The following is a 17522-nucleotide window of genomic DNA, read 5'->3' on the forward strand; positions in this document are numbered from 1 at the left end:
CCCCCTGCGGAGGCGTCCCATGATCACCGACACCCCACCCGCAACCTCCACCCTCACCGGCCTGCACCGGCGGATCTTCGCGATGTCCTGGGCCGGCTTCTTCTTCGACGCCTACACGAACACCGTCCTCAGCTTCATCTCGGTCGCCGTCATCGCCGACCTCCACCTCGCCGAGTCGACGTACTCGCGGCTGGTCGGCCTCCAGCTCGCGGCCACCGCGGCCGGCGGCATCCTCTTCGGCTGGCTCGGCGACGCCGTCGGCCGCAAGAAGTCGCTGCAGTACTCGATCCTGCTGTTCGCGTTCGGCTCCCTGCTCACGGGCGTCACCCACGGGACGTGGATGCTGTTCGTGGCCAGGATCATCGCCGGCATCGGCGTCGGCGGCGAGTGGGGCGTCGGCCAGACCCTGGTCGGCGAGACCTTCCCGGCCGTGCTGCGCGGCCGGTTCGCGGCGCTGCTGCAGGCCGCCTCACCGTTGTCGATAATGCTGTCCTCGGTGGTCGGCTCGCTGCTCGCCCCGGCCGTGGGATGGCGCTGGGCCATGGTCCTGTCCGCGGCGCCCGCCGTACTGGTGCTGATCGTCCGGGTCTGGATGCCGGAGTCGCCGGTGTGGGAGGCGAAGGCGAGCGGAGGCCGGAAGACCGAGCGGATACCGCTGCGTGAGATGCGCGCGATGCTCTGGCGCCCGCCGTACCGCAAGACGCTGATCGTGGTCTTCGCGCTGACCACCTTCGACATGTTCGCCTTCTGGATCCCCTACACCTGGCTGCCGAACTACCTCGCGAAAGAGCGGCACATCAACGTCGTCCACTCGCTCGGCTGGTTCATGGTGCTGCAGACCGGCAGCCTGCTCGGCTACCTGACCTTCGGCTGGGTGGCCGACCGCTGGGGCCGGCGCCTCACGCTGACCGCGTACTCGGTCGTGCTCGCCCTGGGCATCTTCTCCATCACCCTGCTGTGGAACCGGCTGGACACCCAGACCGGGCTCCTCCAGGTGGCCATGTTCGTGACCGGCGTCGGCACCGGGACCTTCTCCGGGATCGGCCCGCTCGTGGTGGAGAACTTCCCCACCGAGGTCCGCTCCACCGTCGCGGGCTTCGTGTGGAACGTCGCCCGCGCCCTGACCTTCTTCGGGCCGGTGATGGTGACCGGCCTGGCGCCGCTGGTCGGCCTGTCCGGCGGCATCTCCATCGCGGGCGTGTTCGCCCTCTGCGTCGCGGGCTCGGCCTGGTTGCTTCCCGAGACCGCCGGGCGGACGCTGGCGGCATGACCACCGTCGTCGTCGGAGGCGGAATCCTCGGTACGACGCTGGCCGCCCGCCTGTCGGCGGGCGGCCGGCGGGTCGTCCTCGTCGAGGCGCACCGCTTCGGCTCGGGCACCAGCGCGGCGAGCTTCGCGTGGATCAACGCGGGCAACAAGCATCCGGAGTCCTACTACCGGCTGAACCTCGCGGGAGTCCGGGAGTACCTGGCGGAGCGCCCGCCGGGGTACCGGAACTCCGGGCGCCTCGAATGGGCGACCGCGCCGGCGCACGCCGCCGACCTCGAACGCCGGATGGCCACCCTCACGGCCCGGGGCTACCGGGCCGAGTGGGTGGACCCCCGGCGGATCGCCCCCGAGCTGCCCACCGCCCCGGACCGGGCCGCGCTCTTTCCGGACGAGGGGGTCCTGCACCCGGCGGAGACCGTCGCGTACCGCTGCGCGGAGGCGCGGCGGCACGGCGCCCGCCTGGTCGAGGGGCGTACGGTGACGTCGCTGCGCTCCGACGAGGCCGGCGCCGTCGTCACCCTGGACGACGGTGAGACACTCGCCGCCGACCGGGTGGTCGTCGCCGCGGGCACGGCCACTCCCCGGCTGCTCGGGGCCGCGACGCCGCTGTGCGACCACGAGAGCGTGGGCGCCCCCGGCGTCGGCCTCCTGCTGCGCGCGGCCGCGCCGGGGCTCCGGCTCCGCCGGGTGGTGTTCACCTCGTCGGTGCACGTACGGCCGGACGGTCCGGACGGGCTGATCGCGCAGGCGCTGGACCTGGACGCCCAGGTGGATCCGCAGAAGGAGTACCACCCCGGTCACCCGACGGCCGAGGAGATCATCGCCCGCGTACGGGCCCTGCTCGGCACGGACGCGGTCACCGCCCGGTCGCTGGTGGTCGGGCGGCGGCCGCTCCCGGCGGACGGGCTTCCCATCGCGGGCTGGACCGACCCGCACCGGCGGATCTACGCGCTCGTCACGCACAGCGGCGTCACGCTGGCGCCGGTCCTCGCGCGCCTGGTCGCCGCCGAGCTCGCCGGTGAACCGCAGGAACCGCTGGCCGCGTACCGCCCGCAGCGCTTCGCGACCTCGACCGCGCCGCCGGTCGCCGCGCCACGCCGTCCCGGCGAACAGTGACACTCAGGCGTCGAGGCCACCGCGCTTGATGAGCTGGCGGACGATCACATTTCTCTGGATCTCGTTGGTGCCCTCGCCGACGATCATCAGGGGCGCGTCGCGGAAGTAGCGCTCGACGTCGAACTCGGTGGAGTAGCCGTATCCGCCGTGGACGCGGACGGCGTCGAGGGCGATCCGCATGGCGGTCTCGGAGGCGAAGAGCTTGGCCATGCCCGCCTCCATGTCCACCCGCCGGCCGGCGTCGGCCTCGCGCGCGGCGTGGAGTGTGAGCTGGCGGGCGGCCGAGAGGGAGGTGGCCATGTCCGCGAGGTAGTTGCCGACCGACTGGTGCTCCCAGATCGGCTTGCCGAAGGACTCGCGCTCCTGGGCGTAGGCGAGGGAGTCCTCCAGCGCCGCCCGGCCCACGCCCAGGGCGCGGGCCGCGACCTGGAGCCTGCCGGTCTCCAGCCCCTTCATCATCTGGGCGAAGCCGCGGCCCTCCTCGCCGCCGAGGACGGCGTCGGCGCTCGCGCGGTGGCCGTCGAAGGACAGCTCACAGCTCTCGACGCCCTTGTAGCCCAGCTTGGGCAGGTCGCGGGAGACGGTGAGGCCGGGGCCGTGCTCGACGAGGAGGATCGAGATGCCCTTGTGTGCGGGTTCGGCGTCCGGGTCGGTCTTGCAGAGCAGAGCGATCAGCTGCGACCGGCGGGAGTTGGTGATCCAGGTCTTGGAACCGTCGATCACGTATCCGTCCCCGTCCCTGCGGGCGACCGTGCGCATGGCCTGCAGGTCCGAGCCGCCGGACGGTTCGGTCAGGGCCATCGTCGCCCGGACCTCGCCGGTGGCCATCTTCGGCAGATAACGGCGCTTCTGCTCTTCGGTGCCGAAGTGCAGCAGCAGCTTGGCCACCACGGTGTGGCCGCCCATCGCGCCCGCCAGGCTCATCCAGCCGCGGGCCAGCTCCTCGGTGATGAGCACGTAGCACGGCGTGGAGACGGGGGTGCCGCCGTACTCCTCCGGAACGGCCAGGCCGAAGACGCCGAGCTCCTTCATCCGCTCGATCAGGGCCTCGGGGTAGGTGTTGGCGTGCTCGAGCTCCTGCACGACCGGCCTGACGTCCTTGTCGACGAAGTCGCGCACGGTGCCGACGACGAACCGCTCGTCCTCCGAAAGCATGTCCAAAGTACTCACGCTGGTCCCCTCCCGATGCGACAGCGGTTCCATCATGCGCGCCGACGGAACGCGAGGTTCACCCGGCGTACGGACGGCCGGTGGTCCGCCGAAGGTGTGCGCGAGATGGCGAGGACCCGTGCGCATCGTGGCGACTGCGCCCGGTGGTGCGCGGTTAGCCTTGCCGCGCACCCACTCCGTCAGCAAGGCCGATGCAGATCAGTGACTCAGCGTTCCCCGTCGTCCAGTCGCCCGCGTCCGGCGCCCGGCGCCGCCGTCCGCCCTCGCCGGCGCGGCCTCCCCGGCCCGCGAGGTGAGCCGATGACCACCGGAGAGCGGCGCCGGCTCCGCGTCCTGATCACCGAGGACACCCGGCTGCGGAAGAACACTCTGGCCACCCTCGTCCAGCGGGAGGACGGCGTCCAGCTCGTCGCGCAGGCGACGACGGGGCGAGCGGTACTCGCCGCCGCGGCCGAGAAACGGCCCGACGTCGCCGTGCTCGACATCGACCTGCTCGGCGTCGACGGGCTGAGTGTGATCGAAGAGCTCCGCACGCTGCTCCCTCGGTGCAAGGTCATCGTCGTCACGGGCGTCGTACGCCCCGGGCACCTTCGACGCGCCATCGCGGCGAACGTCAGCGGACTGATCGTCAAGGACGTTCCCGGCAAGCAGCTGCTCGACGCGATCGGCCAGGCCGGCACCGGCGCCCGTGTCATCCCGCCTCAGCTCGCCGTGGCGGCGCTCGACGCCGAACCCAGTCCCCTCTCGTCCCGGGAGACCGAGATCCTCCAGCGGTACGCGGGCGGCTACGAGATCCGGGAGATCGCCGCGCACGTGTGCCTGTCGGGCGGCACCGTACGCAACTACCTCGCCTCCGCCACCCTCAAGCTCGGCGCCCGCAACCGCGCCCACGCGGTACGGATCGCGGCGGAGGCCGGCTGGCTCTGAGCCGCGGCGGGGAAAGCTCAACGAGACCGTCTTCCGGCCTCCCCGGATCACGGCACGGCACCGGGATTTTGCGGAAACCGCAACGATATTCGCGCAGGTCGTCCCGTACGCCGGATGATGCGATCCGGTGGGCCGGTCCGGCACCGGCCGCCGTACCGCACCCGCCGAAGGTTCTGGAGGTTCGATGTCGCAACCCGCTCCGGTCGGGGAACTCACCCATCGCCTGGTTCCGTCCCCCGCCGGCCGTGTCCACCTGGTCGAGCAGGGCACCGGGCCGCTCGTGCTGCTGGTGCACGGGTTCCCCGAGTGCTGGTACTCCTGGCGCCACCAGCTTCCGGCACTGGCGGCGGCCGGCTACCGGGCCGTCGCGATCGACGTTCGCGGGTACGGCCGCTCCTCCAGGCCCGAGGACACCGCCGCGTACCGGATGCTGGAACTGGTCGAGGACAACGTCGCCGTCGTGCACGCCCTGGGCGAGCGGACGGCGGTGATCGTGGGCCACGACTGGGGCGCGACCATCGCCGCCGACTCCGCCCTCGTCCGGCCCGACGTCTTCCGCGCGGTCGGGCTGTTGAGCGTGCCCTACGCCCCGCGCGGCGGGCCGCGGCCCACCGAGGTCTTCGCGCGGATGGGCGGCGAGGAGGAGTTCTACGTCGGCTACTTCCAGGAGCCCGGGCGGGCCGAGGCCGAGATCGAACCGGACGTCCGCGGCTGGCTCGCCGGCTTCTACGCCGCCCTGTCCGCCGACACCATGCCGCCCGCCGACGCCCCGGACCCGCACTTCGTGTCCCGGGGCGGGACGCTGCGCGACCGGTTCCCCACCGGCCGGCTGCCCTCCTGGCTCAGCAGGGACGACCTCGACGTGTACGCCGGGGAGTTCGAACGGACCGGGATGAGCGGGGCGCTGGGCCGCTACCGCAACATGGACCGCGACTGGGCCGACCTCGCCGACTTCGACGGCGCCCCCATCACCCAGCCGTCGGTGTTCGCCGGCGGTGCGTTGGACGCCTCGACCACATGGATGGCCGACGCCATCGAGGCCTACCCCACGACCCTGCCGGGCCTGGTCTCCTCCCACCTGCTCGACGGGTGCGGCCACTGGATCCAGCAGGAGCGCCACGAGGAGGTCAACGCCATCCTGACCGGCTGGCTCGCCTCCCTGCCCGCCTGAACGCCGGGCCGCTCGGCGGCCGGCGAGAGAACGGCCCACGCGCCCCGGGCCACGTTCGCCGGTCGGATCAGCGGCGGATGAAGCCGAGGTCGGTGGCGGTGGCGACGGCGGCGGTGCGCGAGTCGACGCCGAGCTTGGTGTAGACGCGGGCCAGGTGGGACTTGACGGTGCCCTCGGTGAGATGGAGCCGGCGGCCGATCGCCTGGTTGGACAGGCCCTCGGCGACCAGGGTGAGGACTTCGGTCTCGCGCCGGGTCAGGGCGGTGACGGGGTCGCGGAGGCGGTTCATGAGCCGGTCGGCGACGGTGGGGGCCAGGGTGGTACGGCCGGCGGCGGCGGTGCGCACGGCGGCGGCCAGGTCCTCGGGCGGGGCGTCCTTGAGGAGGTAGCCGGTGGCGCCGGCCTCGATGGCGGGCAGGGTGTCGGCGTCGGAGTCGTAGGTGGTGACGATCAGAACCCGGGGGGCGTGGGGGCGGGCGGTGATCGCGGCGGTGGCCTCGGCGCCGCTCATGCCCGTGCCGAACCGCAGGTCCATCAGGACGACGTCGATGTCGCCGCCGGCGGCTCGGGCGACGGCGTCTTCGGCGGTGGCGGCCTCGGCCACGACGACGAGCCCGGGTTCGGTCTCCAGCACGGCGCGCAACCCGGCTCGTACGACGGGATGGTCGTCGGCCAGGAGGAGACGGATGGGAACGCCGGTCACGGGCGAGCCCCGGGCTCGGCGGGCTCGGGCCGGCGGACGGGAAGCCGGGCGGCCAGGGCGGTGCCGTGGCCGGGGGCGGATTCGACGGTCAGGGTGCCGCCGAGCGCGCGCACGCGGGCGTGCATGGCCGCCAGCCCGAAGCCGCCGCTCTCCGGGTCGGGGTCGGGAAGCCGGGCGGGGTCGAAGCCGATGCCGTTGTCGGTGACGTCGACGGCGACGTGGTCGCCGAGGTAGCTGAGGGTGACCTCGGCGGTGCCGGCGTGGGCGTGGCGGACGGTGTTGGCGAGGGCGGACTGGGCGATGCGCAGCAGGGCGACCTCATGCGCGGTCGGCAGCGGTGCCGCCTCGCCGGTGAGGTGGAAGCGTGCGGTGAGGCGGTGCCGGGCGCCGGCGGTGGCGCACAGGCGTTCCAGCGCGCCGGCCAGGGTGGTGTCGTCCAGGGCCGGTGGGGTGAGGGCGGCGACGAAGCGACGGGCTTCGGCGAGGTTGTCCACGGCGGCCTGGCGGGCCTGCTCCACGTGGCGGGCGGCGACGTCGGGGCGTCCGGGGAGGGCGCGCCCGGTGGCGCGTAGCAGCAATTGGATGCTGGACAGGCCCTGGGCGAGGGTGTCGTGGATCTCGCGGGCCAGGCGTTCGCGTTCGGCCAGCACGCCGGCGGTGTGCTGGGCGCGGGCCAGGTCGGCGCGGGTGGCGGTGAGCTCCTCGATCAGGCGCCGGCGGTGTTCGATCTCCCGGTACAGCGCCTGGTATCCCCACACCACCGCGACCGCGACGGCGGCCCCGAGGACCGGGCCGATCGCCATGGCGGCGCCGAAGCCGCCCTGGTGGGTGGCGAAGGCGACGATCGCCGCCAGCGCGGTCGCGCCCACGGCGACCAGTCCGCTGCGGCGCGGCAGCAGGTGGAGCTGGAGGAAGTACAGCGGGAAGGCGACCCACACTCCGTCGGACGACAGGACCAGCAGCACCATCCATGCGGCGCCCACGGCGGCCACCCACCCGGCGGCGGTACGCCGGGAACGGCGGACGCGGAGAACGAGCGGTCCGGCCCCGTACGCCAGGGCGCACACCGCCGCCACCGCGACGACCACGGCGGCGTGCGGGCGGCCGTCGGCCACGGCCCGTCCGCCGGCCAGGGCGAGCAGGCCGACGATCAGCAGGTGCAGGCACCAGGTCAGTACCCGGGTGGCGGGGGCCGGAGCGGCGGCGGTGGTGTTCACGGTCCTTCCAGGTTAGGGAAGTCCCCGGTGGAGGGCCTGTATCGAAAGTTAGAACCCTCGTGCCGCCGTTCGGCCCGCGAAGTGCGCTCGCCCGGCGGATGCCGGGCGAGGGGTTCGGCGGCGACGGTGGAGACGTACCGCTTCCACCGTCGCAAGGGGTCGGCCGTGTTCGTCGCCTGGAGAGATCTGAGGTTCGCCAAGGGGCGGTTCGCCCTGATGGCGACCGTCATCGTGCTGATCACCCTGCTGGTCGGGCTGCTGTCCGGACTGACCGCCGGGCTGAGCCGGCAGAACACCTCGGCGATCACCGGCCTGCCCGCCGACGAGATCGCCTTCAACGCGCCCGCCGGCGGGCAGAAGTTGTCGTACGCCGACTCCACGGTGACCGAGAGGCAGTGGCGGCAGTGGGCCGGCGTCCCCGGGGTCACCGGCGCCGAACCGTTGGGCATCACCACCACCAAGGCCACCGCCGGGGACCACACCGCCGGGGTGTCGGCCTTCGGCGTCCGGCCCGGCTCCCGCCTCGTCCCCGGCAGCGGCGCGCTCGGCGGCGGCTCGGCGGTGCTGTCGGCCACGGCCGCCGAGGACCTCGGCGTGGGACCCGGCGACGGCTTCACCCTGGCCGGGCAGAAGCTGACCGTGGCCGCCGTCCACGGCGACGCCTCCTTCAGCCACACCCCGGTCGTCTGGATCGGCCTCGACGTCTGGCGCAGGACCGCACGGCCGACCGGCGACGGCCCGACCGCGACCGTGATCGCCCTGGACACTCGCGCCGGCGCCGACGTGCCGGCCGGCGACCGGGCGGCGGGCACCAGGACGGTCGGCAAGCGCGACTCGCTGTCCGCGATCGGCTCCTACACCTCCGAGAACGGCTCCCTGCAGCTGATGCGCGGCTTCCTGTTCGCCATCTCCGCCCTGGTCATCGGCGCCTTCTTCACCGTCTGGACCATCCAGCGGAGCGGCGACGTCGCCGTCTTGAAGGCGCTCGGCGCCTCCACCGCCCACCTGCTCAAGGACGCCCTCGGCCAGGCCGTCGTCCTGCTGGCCGGCGGCACGGCGACCGGCACCGGCCTCGCCACCGGCCTGGGCTCCGCCGTCTCCGGCTCGGCCGTGCCCTTCGTCCTGACCCCCGCCGCCGTCCTCGTCCCCGCCGCCGTGACGGTCGTGCTCGGCGCGCTCGGGGCCACGCTGGCCATCCGCCGCATCACCTCCGTCGATCCGCTGACCGCCCTGGGGAGCGCCTGATGAGCCTGACCCTGAACGACATCACCCTCACCTACCCCGACGGCGAGGGCCGCCTGACCGCCCTCGACCAGGTCACCCTGGACGTCCCCCGGGGCAGCCTGACCGCCGTGGCCGGCCCGTCCGGCTCCGGCAAGTCGAGCCTGCTCGCGGTCGCCGCCACCCTCATCTCCCCCGACGCCGGCACCGTCACCGTCGACGGCACCCCCACCACCGGCATGACCCGCCGGCAACTCACCGACCTGCGCCGTCACAAGATCGGCATCGTCTTCCAGCAGCCCAACCTGCTGCCCTCGCTCACCGCCGCCGAACAACTCCAGGTCATGGCCGACATCGACGGCCGCTCACCCGCCAAGGCCCGCGCACGTGCCATGGACCTGCTCGACACAGTCGGCCTCGCGGACCACGCGCACCGCCGCCCGCACCGGCTCTCCGGCGGCCAGCGCCAGCGCGTCAACATCGCCCGCGCCCTGATGAACGGCCCCACCATCCTTCTGGTCGACGAGCCCACCAGCGCCCTCGACCACGAACGCGGCGCCGCGATCATCGAGCTGATCACCTCCCTCACCCACGAGCGAGGCACCGCGACCATCCTGGTCACCCACGACCGCACCCACCTGACCGCCGCCGACCAGATCGTCGAGATCCACGACGGGCGCCTCCACCTCCCGGCCCCGGCCTGCTGACCGACCACGAGCGCCATCGTCGACCGCGGTGACGAAACCCACACCGACTACCTGTCCGATCGGTCAGAACTGACCGATCGGACAGCTAGGGTGGACCCATGGCGCGTTCGTCCACCGGTCTGCACGACCAGCTCCTCGCCGCGGCGCTGCGGCTGTTCGTCCAGCACGGGTTCCGCGGAACGTCGCTGGCGGACATCGCCGCGGAGGTCGGATGCTCGAAGGCCTCGCTGCTCTACCACTTCAGCAACAAGGAGGCGATCCTCGGCGAGCTGCTGCTGCCGGTCGGCAAGGAGGTGGTCGCGCTCGACGCCCGGCTGGCGGCCCTGCCGGGCGAGGAGGCCGTACGCGCCGGCGTCGCCGGGCTGGTGGACCTGACCGTACGGTTCCGCCAGGAGATCAAGGTGCTGTTCGACAACATGGCCGACGCCACCTCGCTGCGGGAGGCCGACATCGAGGGTCTCGAAGGCGTCGGACAGCGGCTGGTCGGCGCGCTGGCGGGCGGCTCGTCCGCACCGCTGGACCAGGTGGCCGCGACGATGGCGCTGGGCGGCATGTTCCTGACCGGCGCCAGTGAACTCCAGATGGATGAACACTCCCTGCGCGAGGCGATGACCGTCAGCGCCCTGCGGACGCTGGGCCGTACGCCCGGCTAAGCCACCGCGGGCCCACCCCACCCCGACTGAACGCCGGACCGCCACCGCTCCGGCCCTGATCCCCCATCACCGCCGCCGGCAGCTCTTTTCGTGCTGCCCTTCTCCCCGTTCCTTTCAAGGAAAGGCGTTCTCCCCATGGCGAGCTTGCTCTACCGGCTCGGCCGCGCGTGCTTCCGGCGCCGCGGCCGTGTCGTGGCCGTCTGGCTGATCCTGCTGGCCGCCCTGGGCGGGGCGGCGGTCGCGTTCAAGGGCCCGACGAGTGGTGAGTTCCGCATGCCCGGCACCGAGTCCCAGCGGGCGATGGACGCCCTGAAGAAGGAGTTCCCCGCCGCCGGCGGCGCCACCGGGACCATCGTCGTCGCCGCCCCCGCGAACACGAAGCTCACCGAGGCGCAGGTGGCGCCCATCGTCCGGCAGGCGAAGGCGGTCCCCGGCGTGGTCGGGGCCGCCGACCCGTTCCAGGCCAGGTCGGTCTCGCCCGACGGCCGCTACGCCCTCATCCAGGTGCAGTTCGCCGGGCAGATCGCCGACATCAGCGACGCGCAGCGCACCGCGTACAAGGACATCGCCCGCGGCGCGCACGGCGGACTGCGGGTGGAGACCGGCGGTGACGTCGCCAAGGACGGCGGCGGGGGCGAGGCCACCGAGGGGATCGGCGTGGCGGTCGCCGCGGTCGTGCTGCTCATCACCTTCGCCTCGCTGGTGGCCGCCGGCATGACGCTGCTCAACGCGCTGATCGGCGTCGCGGTGGGGATGGCCGGGCTGTACTCACTGACCAGCGTGGTGGAGCTCAACGACGCCAGCCCGGTGCTGGCGCTGATGCTCGGCCTGGCCGTCGGCATCGACTACTCGCTGTTCATCACCTCCCGCTACCGGCAGTACCGGCTGGACGGGATCGAGCCGGATGAGGCGGCGGGACGCGCGATCGGCACCGCCGGATCGGCGGTGGTGTTCGCCGGCGCCACCGTGGTGATCGCTCTGGCGGGGCTCTCGGTGGTCGGCATCCCGTTCCTGGCCGCCATGGGCCTGGCCGCCGCCGCCACCGTCGCGGTCGCGGTGCTGGTCGCCCTCACCCTGCTGCCGGCGGTGCTGGCCTTCGCCGGCGCGCGGGTGCTGCCCCGCCGCCACCGCGCCGGCCGGGTCGGCGTCCACGAGAAGGAGAAGCTCGGGTACCGGTGGGGACGTGTCGTCACGCGGCTGCGGCTGCCGATCCTGCTCGTCGGCGTCGTGGCTCTCGGCGCGCTGGCCCTGCCGGTGACGCACATGCGCCTGGCGCTCCCCGACGCCGGTACCGCCGCCAAGGACTCCGCCCAGCGCAAGGCGTACGACCTGACCAGCGAGGGCTTCGGCAAGGGCTACAACGGACGGCTCGTCGCCGTGGTCTCCGGCCACGACGCCACGGCCACCCGCGCCGCCGCCCAACAGGCCGCCACCCTCCTGAACGGCGTCCACGGCGTACGGGCCGTCGCGCCCGCCCAGTACAACGAGGCGAAGACCACCGCCCTGGTCGCCGTCATCCCGACCACCGGCCCCAGCGACGCCGCCACCGAGGACACCGTCCACGCCATCCGGGACAAGGTGTCCGCCGTCCAGGGCGCCGACATCGCGCTGACCGGCACCACCGCGGTCGGCATCGACATCTCCGAGAAGCTCGCCCGCGCCCTGCCGATCTACCTGCTGCTCGTGGTGGGCCTGTCGATCCTGCTGCTCATGCTGGTCTTCCGGTCGATCCTCGTACCGATCAAGGCGGCCGCCGGGTTCCTGCTCACCGTCGGGGCCACCTTCGGTATCACCACCGCGGTCTTCCAGCAAGGCCACCTGGCCGGCCTCGTCGGGGTGGCCACTCCTGGACCGCTGATCAGCTTTCTGCCGATCATTTTGATCGGCATCCTCTTCGGCCTGGCCATGGATTATGAGGTCTTCATCGTCTCGAAGATGCGCGAGGACTTCGTCCACGGCGACACGCCGCGGCAGGCCACCATCAACGGTCTGGGAGAAAACGCTCGCGTCGTCACCGCCGCCGCCATCATCATGATTTCGGTGTTCGCCGGTTTCATGATCACTCCTGACCCGATCATCAAGTCGATCGGATTCGCGCTGGCGGTCGGCGTGTTCATCGACGCCTTCGTCGTCCGCATGACCCTCGTGCCCGCCGTCATGGCGGTGCTGGGACGTGCCGCCTGGTGGCTGCCCCGGTGGCTCGACCGCGTCCTGCCCGACCTGGACATCGAGGGGGAGAAACTCCGCCGCGAGCCCGCCGTACCGCAGGAGGCCCCCTACACCTACAGCGCCCGCTAGCGCCGGATGTCCCCCGAGGCTTCGTCGCGCGTGCGCACGCCGGGAGGTCGGTCGGGGCCGGTTGGTCGAGGCAACGAGGCCAGAAAGGACAGGACCGTGCGTCCGACACCCCCCAAGTCCCGGCCGAAGATCGTACGGGAGCTCCTTCTCGTCATCGTCCTGTACGGCCTCTACCGGCTGGGCCGGCTCGCGGCCAACGGTCATGTCTCGCAGGCCTTCGCCAACGCCGCGCGAGTCTGGAGCTGGGAACGCGCCGCGCACCTGCCCGGCGAGGCCTCCGTGCAGGGCCTCATCCTGCACAGCCGGGCGGTGGAGAAGGCGGCCAACCTCTACTACTCCAACGTGCACTTCCCTGCCATGATCGTGTTCTTGGTCTGGATGTTCTGGCGCCATCCCGGCCACTACGTGTGGGTACGCCGCGTCCTGACCGCGCTCACCGGCGCGGGCCTGGCTTTGCACCTGGCCTTTCCGCTCGCGCCTCCGCGCATGGTCCCGGCCTTCGGCCTCGTCGACACCGGACGCCTGGTCGGCCCGTCCCCGTACGGCGACGTCGACACGCAGGGCCTGGCGAACCAGTTCGCCGCGATGCCCTCCCTGCACGTGGGCTGGGCGCTGGTCATCGCGGTCGGCCTCATCACCGTGGGCCGCGGCCGCCGGCGCTGGCTGTGGCTGGCCCATCCCGCCGCCACCCTGCTCGTCGTGGTGTCCACCGCGAACCACTACTGGCTGGACGGCATCGTGGCCGTCACCCTGCTGGCCGTCGCGCTCTTCCTCATCCGGGCGCCCGCCCCCGGGTCGCTCGGGCCCGAACCCGAACGCACGTCGAGGCCGGACGGCACCCCCGCTCCCGGGTTTCCCCGGCCGTGACGACGCTCCCTTGACTGAATAGGTCGAGATGCCATAACTGTGTGCGTTGATGTACCCAACATATTCTACTGTTCCTGTCGGCATTTGGAATTTCGCATGTAGCGTGCCCGCCGACAATCCCATGCCCTCCAGGAAGCGCAGTCAGCCTATTCCGTAACTGCCGCCACAGGCGCATCCGTAATTACTCTCTGTAATCGACGGAAAATCATCACTGAGCATGTGCGCGGACGGAGGCGTGTGATGCGAGAGGTCATGCTTTCATCCCGGCGTGCGACCGCCGCTCGGCGCGGCCGCCGCCGGCCGGCACTGCGCGACCGGCTGACCGCCCTGCTCCCCGGGCGAGCGGACTGGGCCGCGATGCGGCGCGACCCGCGCCGGGACGTGCTGGCGGGGCTGTCGGTCGCGGTCGTGGCGCTGCCGCTCGCGCTGGCCTACGGGGCGAGTTCGGGCCTCGGCGCCCGGGCGGGGCTGGCCACCGCGGTGATCGCCGGCACGTTGGCGGCCATCTTCGGCGGCGGCGCGCTCCAGGTGTCCGGGCCCACCGGAGTGATGACCGTGGTGCTCGTCCCGATCATCCGCCACCACGGTGTGGAGGGCGCCCTGCTCGCCGGGATGATGGCGGGCGTCCTGCTCATCCTGGCCGCGCTGGCCCGGCTGGGCCGGTACGCACGCTGTGTGCCGGCCTCGGTCGTGGAGGGGTTCGCGGTCGGGGTGGCCATCGTGATCGCCCTGCAGCAGGTCCCGGCCGCGCTCGGGCTCGACGCGCGGCACGGGGAGAAGGTGTGGCGAGCGGCCGTCGCGTCGGTCGCCGACTACCTGAAGGACGTACGCCCCGCACCTCTGCTGATGGCGGCGGCGGTCGCCGCGGCGATGATGGTCGGCAGCCGGCGCCTGCCGAAGCTCCCGGTCGCCCTGATCGCCATCGCGACGGCGACGCTGGCCGCCCGGTTCCTCCCCCTGCACCTCGAGCTGATCGGCGACGTGCCTTCCGGCCTGCCCTCGCCGTCGCTGCACTTCCTCCACCTCGGCGTCGCGGTGACCCTCCTGCCCTCCGCGCTGGCGATCGCCGTGCTGGCCGCCCTGGAGGGACTGCTGTCGGCCGCGGTCGTGGACGCGCTGGGCGCCGGAGAGCGCAGCGACCCGGACCGGGAGCTGTTCGGGCAGGGCCTGGCCAACCTGGCGGTGCCCCTCGTCGGCGGCGTTCCCGCGACGGCGACCCTGGCCCGTACGGCGGTCAACGTCCGCTGCGGCGCGACGTCCCGGCTCGCCTCTCTCACCCACGCTCTCGCGCTCGCCGTGATCGCCTTCGCGGCCGGCGGCCTGGTCTCGGCGATCCCCCGCGCCGCGCTCGCGGGCCTGATGCTCGGCGCCGCCGCGCGCATGATCAAGATCAGGTCGTTGACCACGATCGTGCGAACGAGTGCCGGCGACGCTCTGATCGTGACGTTCACGCTGATCGTCACGGTGATGGTGAACCTCATCGCGGCGGTCGCCGCCGGAGTGGTCATCGCGACCGTGGTGACCGTGGCCGCGCTCGCCCGCAGCGGACGCATCGAGGCGATGCCCCTGGAGCCGCATTGCGCGGACGGAAACGGTGCGGGCGGAAACGGTGCGGGCGGAAACGGTGCGGGCGGAGACGGCGCGGACCTTGGCGGCGCGGACGGGAACGGCGCCGGTCACGAGCGTGCGGGGGTCGGCGACATCGGCCTCTACCGGCTGGAGGGCCCCTGGTTCTTCGCCGCCACTCACCGGCTCCTCCAGGGCCTGGGCCAGGTGAACGGGCGGCGGGTGGTGATCCTCAGCATGGCCGATGTCTCGGCGCTGGACCTGACGGCGGCCCGCGTACTCGGTGAGACGATCACGCAGCTGCGCAGCCGCGGCGTGACCGTGCTGCTCGCCGGGGTCCGCCCCCGCCACCACCGGCTCATCAGCCAGGCGACCGACGGCGGGCGCCCGCCTGCCGACCTGGTCCACCCGGACCCCGCCGCCGCGCTGGTCCACGCGCGCTCGCTCATCGGCACCGCGGACCCGCACCACGAGCGGCGCGCATGACCGAGCGAGGCGAGGGAGTCGAAGGCACGCCTCTGTGGTCACACCCTCCGACGAAGGAGGACACATGACCGAGCGAAGCGAGGGAGTCGAAGGCACGCCTCTGTGGTCACACCCTCCGACGAAGGAGGACTCATGACTCGGCTCGCGACGCAATGAGCGGCCGGGTCAAGACCTTCTCTCTCCGGCCGCACCGTCGTCACCCCGTACGGCCAGTGTCACTATGCGTCATCGAATGCCTATGTTGCGTAATGTCCTTCCCTTACAGAACTAACGTTGAGAGGTGGGGACATGCCGGTTCTGGGCGCTCTGCGTACGGAGGCGCCCCGGCCCCGGGTCGTGCGCGAGCACCGGCACGCCGGATGGCTCGCGGCGACGACGGTGTGCGCGGGAGCGTTCCTCCTGCGGTGCGACGCGGGCGTCGTCGTGTTCTCGCTGCCGGCGCTGCGGCGGCACTTCGGCGTGTCGCCGGCCGCGGTCCAGTGGGTGTCGCTCGGCCCGCTGCTGACCATGGTCGCGGCGGCGCCTCCGGTCGCCCGGCTGGCCGGTGCGGTCGGCCACAAGCTGACCTGGACGTACGGGTTCGTGGTCGTCGCGGCGGCCTCGGCGGCGTGCGGGCTGGCTCCCTCGCTGGGGGTTCTCATCGCGTTCCGCGAGGTGCAGGCGGTGGGCGCGGCCATGGTCCAGGCCGGGGGCCTCGCCCTGATGAGCGCCGGCGTCGTCCCCGGACGACCGGGTGCCGCGACCGGCGTGCTCCGTGCGGCACCACTCCTCGGCCTGGTGGCGGGGCCGGTCGCCGGCGGTCTGGTCATCGCCTCGGCGGGGTGGCGGTGGGTGTTCCTGGCCGGGGTTCCGGCCGGATGCGCCGGCGCGGTGGCCGGGCGCTGTCTGCTCCCCCGGACACGCGCGGTGAGGCTCATCGCCGAGCCTGACCCGGCCGGCCGTGGACCGGTGGCCTCCGCGACGCCGCGCCACGGACGAGGGGCCCCGCTCTCCGGGATCGTGGCCGGCCGGTTCGCGTTGTTCGCCCCGCTGGTGCTGCTGCCCGGGCTGTGCGCGGCCGGCGGTGTGCCTCCGGCCGTGGCCGGGCTGGTCACGGCCGCGCTGCCCGGCGGGTTCGTCCTCGCCGCCCTGCTCGGCCCGGCGCACCGTACCGGCGACCGCCTCCGCGGTGTCGTCGCGGCGGCCGGCTGTCTCGCCGTCACCGCAGGCATCGCCGCGGATCCGGTGCCGGGAGCGGTGAACGCCGTCCTGCTGGCCGCCCTCGGCGTCCTCCTGGGCACGCTCGTCATCGCGCGGAACGCGGTCCCGCCGCCCTCGACGGAGCGGGCGCGACCCGGCGCGGCCGGTGAGCCGGGCATGGCGCTGGCGGTGGCGACCGTCACGCTCACCGGGTCGCTCGGCGACGGCCCCGCCGGCGCCCGGCTCGCCCTCGCCGCACTCGGCCTCGCGGTGCTCGTGCTCGCGGCGCCCGTCGCCGTACGGACCTGGCGCGGCGGCGGGCCCGCGACCCCGATCCCCGCCCCGGAGAGACCGCCGGACGCGCGGTTCCTGCTCGCCAACGAGCGCACGTTCCTGGCCTGGAACCGTACGGCGCTGGCCCTGGTCGCGGCCGGTCTGGCGGTCGCCCAGCTGCTGCGCCCGTTCCCGGGCGTGCCGTGGGGACGTCCCGCGCTCGCCGTCCCGCTGATCCTGCTGGGCGCCGTCATCGCGGTGATCGGCCACCTGGAGCTGAGCCGCAACCGCCGCGCCCTGTACCGGTCCGAGCCGCTGCCCCGGTCCGTTCTGCCGAAGGTGCTGACGTTCGCCGTCGGGGCGATCGCGGTGATCTCCGCGACGGTCCTGGTCCTCTCCGCCGCACGCGGCCGATGACCCCGCGACCAGAAGCGGCCTCCGACCGGGGTCTGGCCGAGGAGCGAACCGAACTGGCCTGGCGACGGACCGCCATCGCCTTCGCCTCGCTCAGTGGCGCGCTGGTGAAGGTGGACCCCGCCGTCGGCGTCCCCGCGCTCGCCCTGAGCGCGCTGGTCTGGCGTGCCGGCCGCCGAACGGACTCCGGCACCCGGCGTCCCCTCCTGATGGCCGCCGCGGTCGTGACCGTCGCGCTGATGACGCTCACGGCCGTCCTGGTGAAGGGCTGACCGGCCGGGGACG

The 17522-nt window shown here is 73.1% G+C and carries 15 protein-coding genes; 12 read left to right on the forward strand and 3 right to left on the reverse strand.

Annotation, left to right across the window (positions count from 1 at the left end; all coding sequences use genetic code 11):
• Nucleotides 1–19 precede the first annotated feature (19 nt).
• Together OG417_RS52575 and OG417_RS52580 are read left to right on the forward strand one after the other, a co-directional pair.
• Nucleotides 20–1270: an MFS transporter gene (locus OG417_RS52575; protein WP_329246923.1), complete on the forward strand. Its 1251-nt coding sequence runs from the start codon at nucleotides 20–22 to the stop codon at nucleotides 1268–1270.
• Nucleotides 1267–2385: an NAD(P)/FAD-dependent oxidoreductase gene (locus OG417_RS52580; RefSeq protein WP_329246927.1), complete on the forward strand. Its 1119-nt coding sequence runs from the start codon at nucleotides 1267–1269 to the stop codon at nucleotides 2383–2385. Before OG417_RS52575 ends, OG417_RS52580 begins: the two co-directional genes overlap by 4 nt.
• 3 nt (nucleotides 2386–2388) lie before the next feature.
• On the opposite strand, the gene OG417_RS52585 is transcribed toward OG417_RS52580, so the two are convergent.
• Nucleotides 2389–3555 carry an acyl-CoA dehydrogenase family protein gene (locus OG417_RS52585; protein WP_442875636.1) on the reverse strand — a complete coding sequence of 389 codons (1167 nt, stop codon included), beginning with the start codon at nucleotides 3553–3555 and terminating at the stop codon, nucleotides 2389–2391.
• A gap of 300 nt (nucleotides 3556–3855) precedes the next feature.
• Here OG417_RS52585 and OG417_RS52590 point away from each other — a divergent pair, with 300 nt between their 5' ends.
• Nucleotides 3856–4482 (forward strand): response regulator transcription factor, encoded by a 627-nt coding sequence (locus tag OG417_RS52590; protein ID WP_329246930.1) that lies wholly within the window; start codon nucleotides 3856–3858, stop codon nucleotides 4480–4482.
• Between the two features lie 184 nt (nucleotides 4483–4666).
• Nucleotides 4667–5653: an alpha/beta hydrolase gene (locus tag OG417_RS52595; RefSeq protein WP_329246934.1), complete on the forward strand. Its 987-nt coding sequence runs from the start codon at nucleotides 4667–4669 to the stop codon at nucleotides 5651–5653.
• Nucleotides 5654–5720: 67 nt separating this feature from the next.
• Here the strand turns inward: OG417_RS52595 and OG417_RS52600 are convergent, their stop codons facing one another.
• Together OG417_RS52600 and OG417_RS52605 are read right to left on the reverse strand one after the other, a co-directional pair.
• Complete coding sequence (locus tag OG417_RS52600) at nucleotides 5721–6356, reverse strand: response regulator transcription factor (RefSeq protein ID WP_329246937.1); 636 nt, start codon at nucleotides 6354–6356, stop codon at nucleotides 5721–5723.
• Nucleotides 6353–7573, reverse strand: coding sequence for a sensor histidine kinase (locus OG417_RS52605; protein WP_329246940.1), 1221 nt, complete (start codon nucleotides 7571–7573; stop codon nucleotides 6353–6355). The genes OG417_RS52600 and OG417_RS52605 overlap by 4 nt, the downstream gene beginning before the upstream one ends.
• A 165-nt stretch (nucleotides 7574–7738) precedes the next feature.
• On the opposite strand from OG417_RS52605, the gene OG417_RS52610 reads away from it, so the two are divergent.
• The 8 genes from OG417_RS52610 (at nucleotide 7739) to OG417_RS52645 (ending at nucleotide 17509) form a co-directional block, all read left to right on the forward strand.
• Nucleotides 7739–8818 (forward strand): ABC transporter permease, encoded by a 1080-nt coding sequence (locus OG417_RS52610; RefSeq protein ID WP_329246943.1) that lies wholly within the window; start codon nucleotides 7739–7741, stop codon nucleotides 8816–8818.
• Nucleotides 8818–9501: an ABC transporter ATP-binding protein gene (locus OG417_RS52615; protein ID WP_329246946.1), complete on the forward strand. Its 684-nt coding sequence runs from the start codon at nucleotides 8818–8820 to the stop codon at nucleotides 9499–9501. The genes OG417_RS52610 and OG417_RS52615 overlap by 1 nt, the downstream gene beginning before the upstream one ends.
• A gap of 98 nt (nucleotides 9502–9599) precedes the next feature.
• On the forward strand, nucleotides 9600–10154 hold the full coding sequence (locus OG417_RS52620) for a TetR/AcrR family transcriptional regulator (RefSeq protein ID WP_329246949.1): 555 nt from the start codon (nucleotides 9600–9602) through the stop codon (nucleotides 10152–10154).
• A 135-nt stretch (nucleotides 10155–10289) separates the two neighbouring features.
• Nucleotides 10290–12452 (forward strand): MMPL family transporter, encoded by a 2163-nt coding sequence (locus tag OG417_RS52625; RefSeq protein ID WP_329246952.1) that lies wholly within the window; start codon nucleotides 10290–10292, stop codon nucleotides 12450–12452.
• 96 nt (nucleotides 12453–12548) lie between these two features.
• Complete coding sequence (locus OG417_RS52630) at nucleotides 12549–13319, forward strand: phosphatase PAP2 family protein (RefSeq protein WP_329246955.1); 771 nt, start codon at nucleotides 12549–12551, stop codon at nucleotides 13317–13319.
• A 240-nt stretch (nucleotides 13320–13559) separates the two neighbouring features.
• Nucleotides 13560–15371: a SulP family inorganic anion transporter gene (locus tag OG417_RS52635; RefSeq protein WP_329246958.1), complete on the forward strand. Its 1812-nt coding sequence runs from the start codon at nucleotides 13560–13562 to the stop codon at nucleotides 15369–15371.
• 288 nt (nucleotides 15372–15659) lie between these two features.
• The gene (locus OG417_RS52640; protein ID WP_329246961.1) at nucleotides 15660–17240 is read left to right on the forward strand and encodes an MFS transporter; all 1581 of its coding nucleotides are present in this window, start codon (nucleotides 15660–15662) and stop codon (nucleotides 17238–17240) included.
• Nucleotides 17237–17509: a DUF202 domain-containing protein gene (locus tag OG417_RS52645; RefSeq protein WP_329246964.1), complete on the forward strand. Its 273-nt coding sequence runs from the start codon at nucleotides 17237–17239 to the stop codon at nucleotides 17507–17509. Before OG417_RS52640 ends, OG417_RS52645 begins: the two co-directional genes overlap by 4 nt.
• Nucleotides 17510–17522: the final 13 nt, after the last annotated feature.

Origin of the sequence: Actinoallomurus sp. NBC_01490 (genome assembly GCF_036227085.1) — a bacterium.
GTDB classification, from domain to species: Bacteria; Actinomycetota; Actinomycetes; order Streptosporangiales; family Streptosporangiaceae; genus Actinoallomurus; species Actinoallomurus oryzae.

Excerpts from the sequence above, each read along its gene's own strand:
- OG417_RS52590 (WP_329246930.1), top strand. The coding sequence starts at position 3,856 with ATGACCACCGGAGAGCGGCGCCGGCTCCGCGTCCTGATCACCGAGGAC.
- OG417_RS52625 (WP_329246952.1), top strand. The coding sequence starts at position 10,290 with ATGGCGAGCTTGCTCTACCGGCTCGGCCGCGCGTGCTTCCGGCGCCGC.
- OG417_RS52635 (WP_329246958.1), top strand. The coding sequence starts at position 13,560 with ATGCGAGAGGTCATGCTTTCATCCCGGCGTGCGACCGCCGCTCGGCGC.
- OG417_RS52620 (WP_329246949.1), top strand. The coding sequence starts at position 9,600 with ATGGCGCGTTCGTCCACCGGTCTGCACGACCAGCTCCTCGCCGCGGCG.
- OG417_RS52640 (WP_329246961.1), top strand. The coding sequence starts at position 15,660 with ATGCCGGTTCTGGGCGCTCTGCGTACGGAGGCGCCCCGGCCCCGGGTC.
- OG417_RS52645 (WP_329246964.1), top strand. The coding sequence starts at position 17,237 with ATGACCCCGCGACCAGAAGCGGCCTCCGACCGGGGTCTGGCCGAGGAG.
- OG417_RS52575 (WP_329246923.1), top strand. The coding sequence starts at position 20 with ATGATCACCGACACCCCACCCGCAACCTCCACCCTCACCGGCCTGCAC.
- OG417_RS52580 (WP_329246927.1), top strand. The coding sequence starts at position 1,267 with ATGACCACCGTCGTCGTCGGAGGCGGAATCCTCGGTACGACGCTGGCC.
- OG417_RS52595 (WP_329246934.1), top strand. The coding sequence starts at position 4,667 with ATGTCGCAACCCGCTCCGGTCGGGGAACTCACCCATCGCCTGGTTCCG.
- OG417_RS52615 (WP_329246946.1), top strand. The coding sequence starts at position 8,818 with ATGAGCCTGACCCTGAACGACATCACCCTCACCTACCCCGACGGCGAG.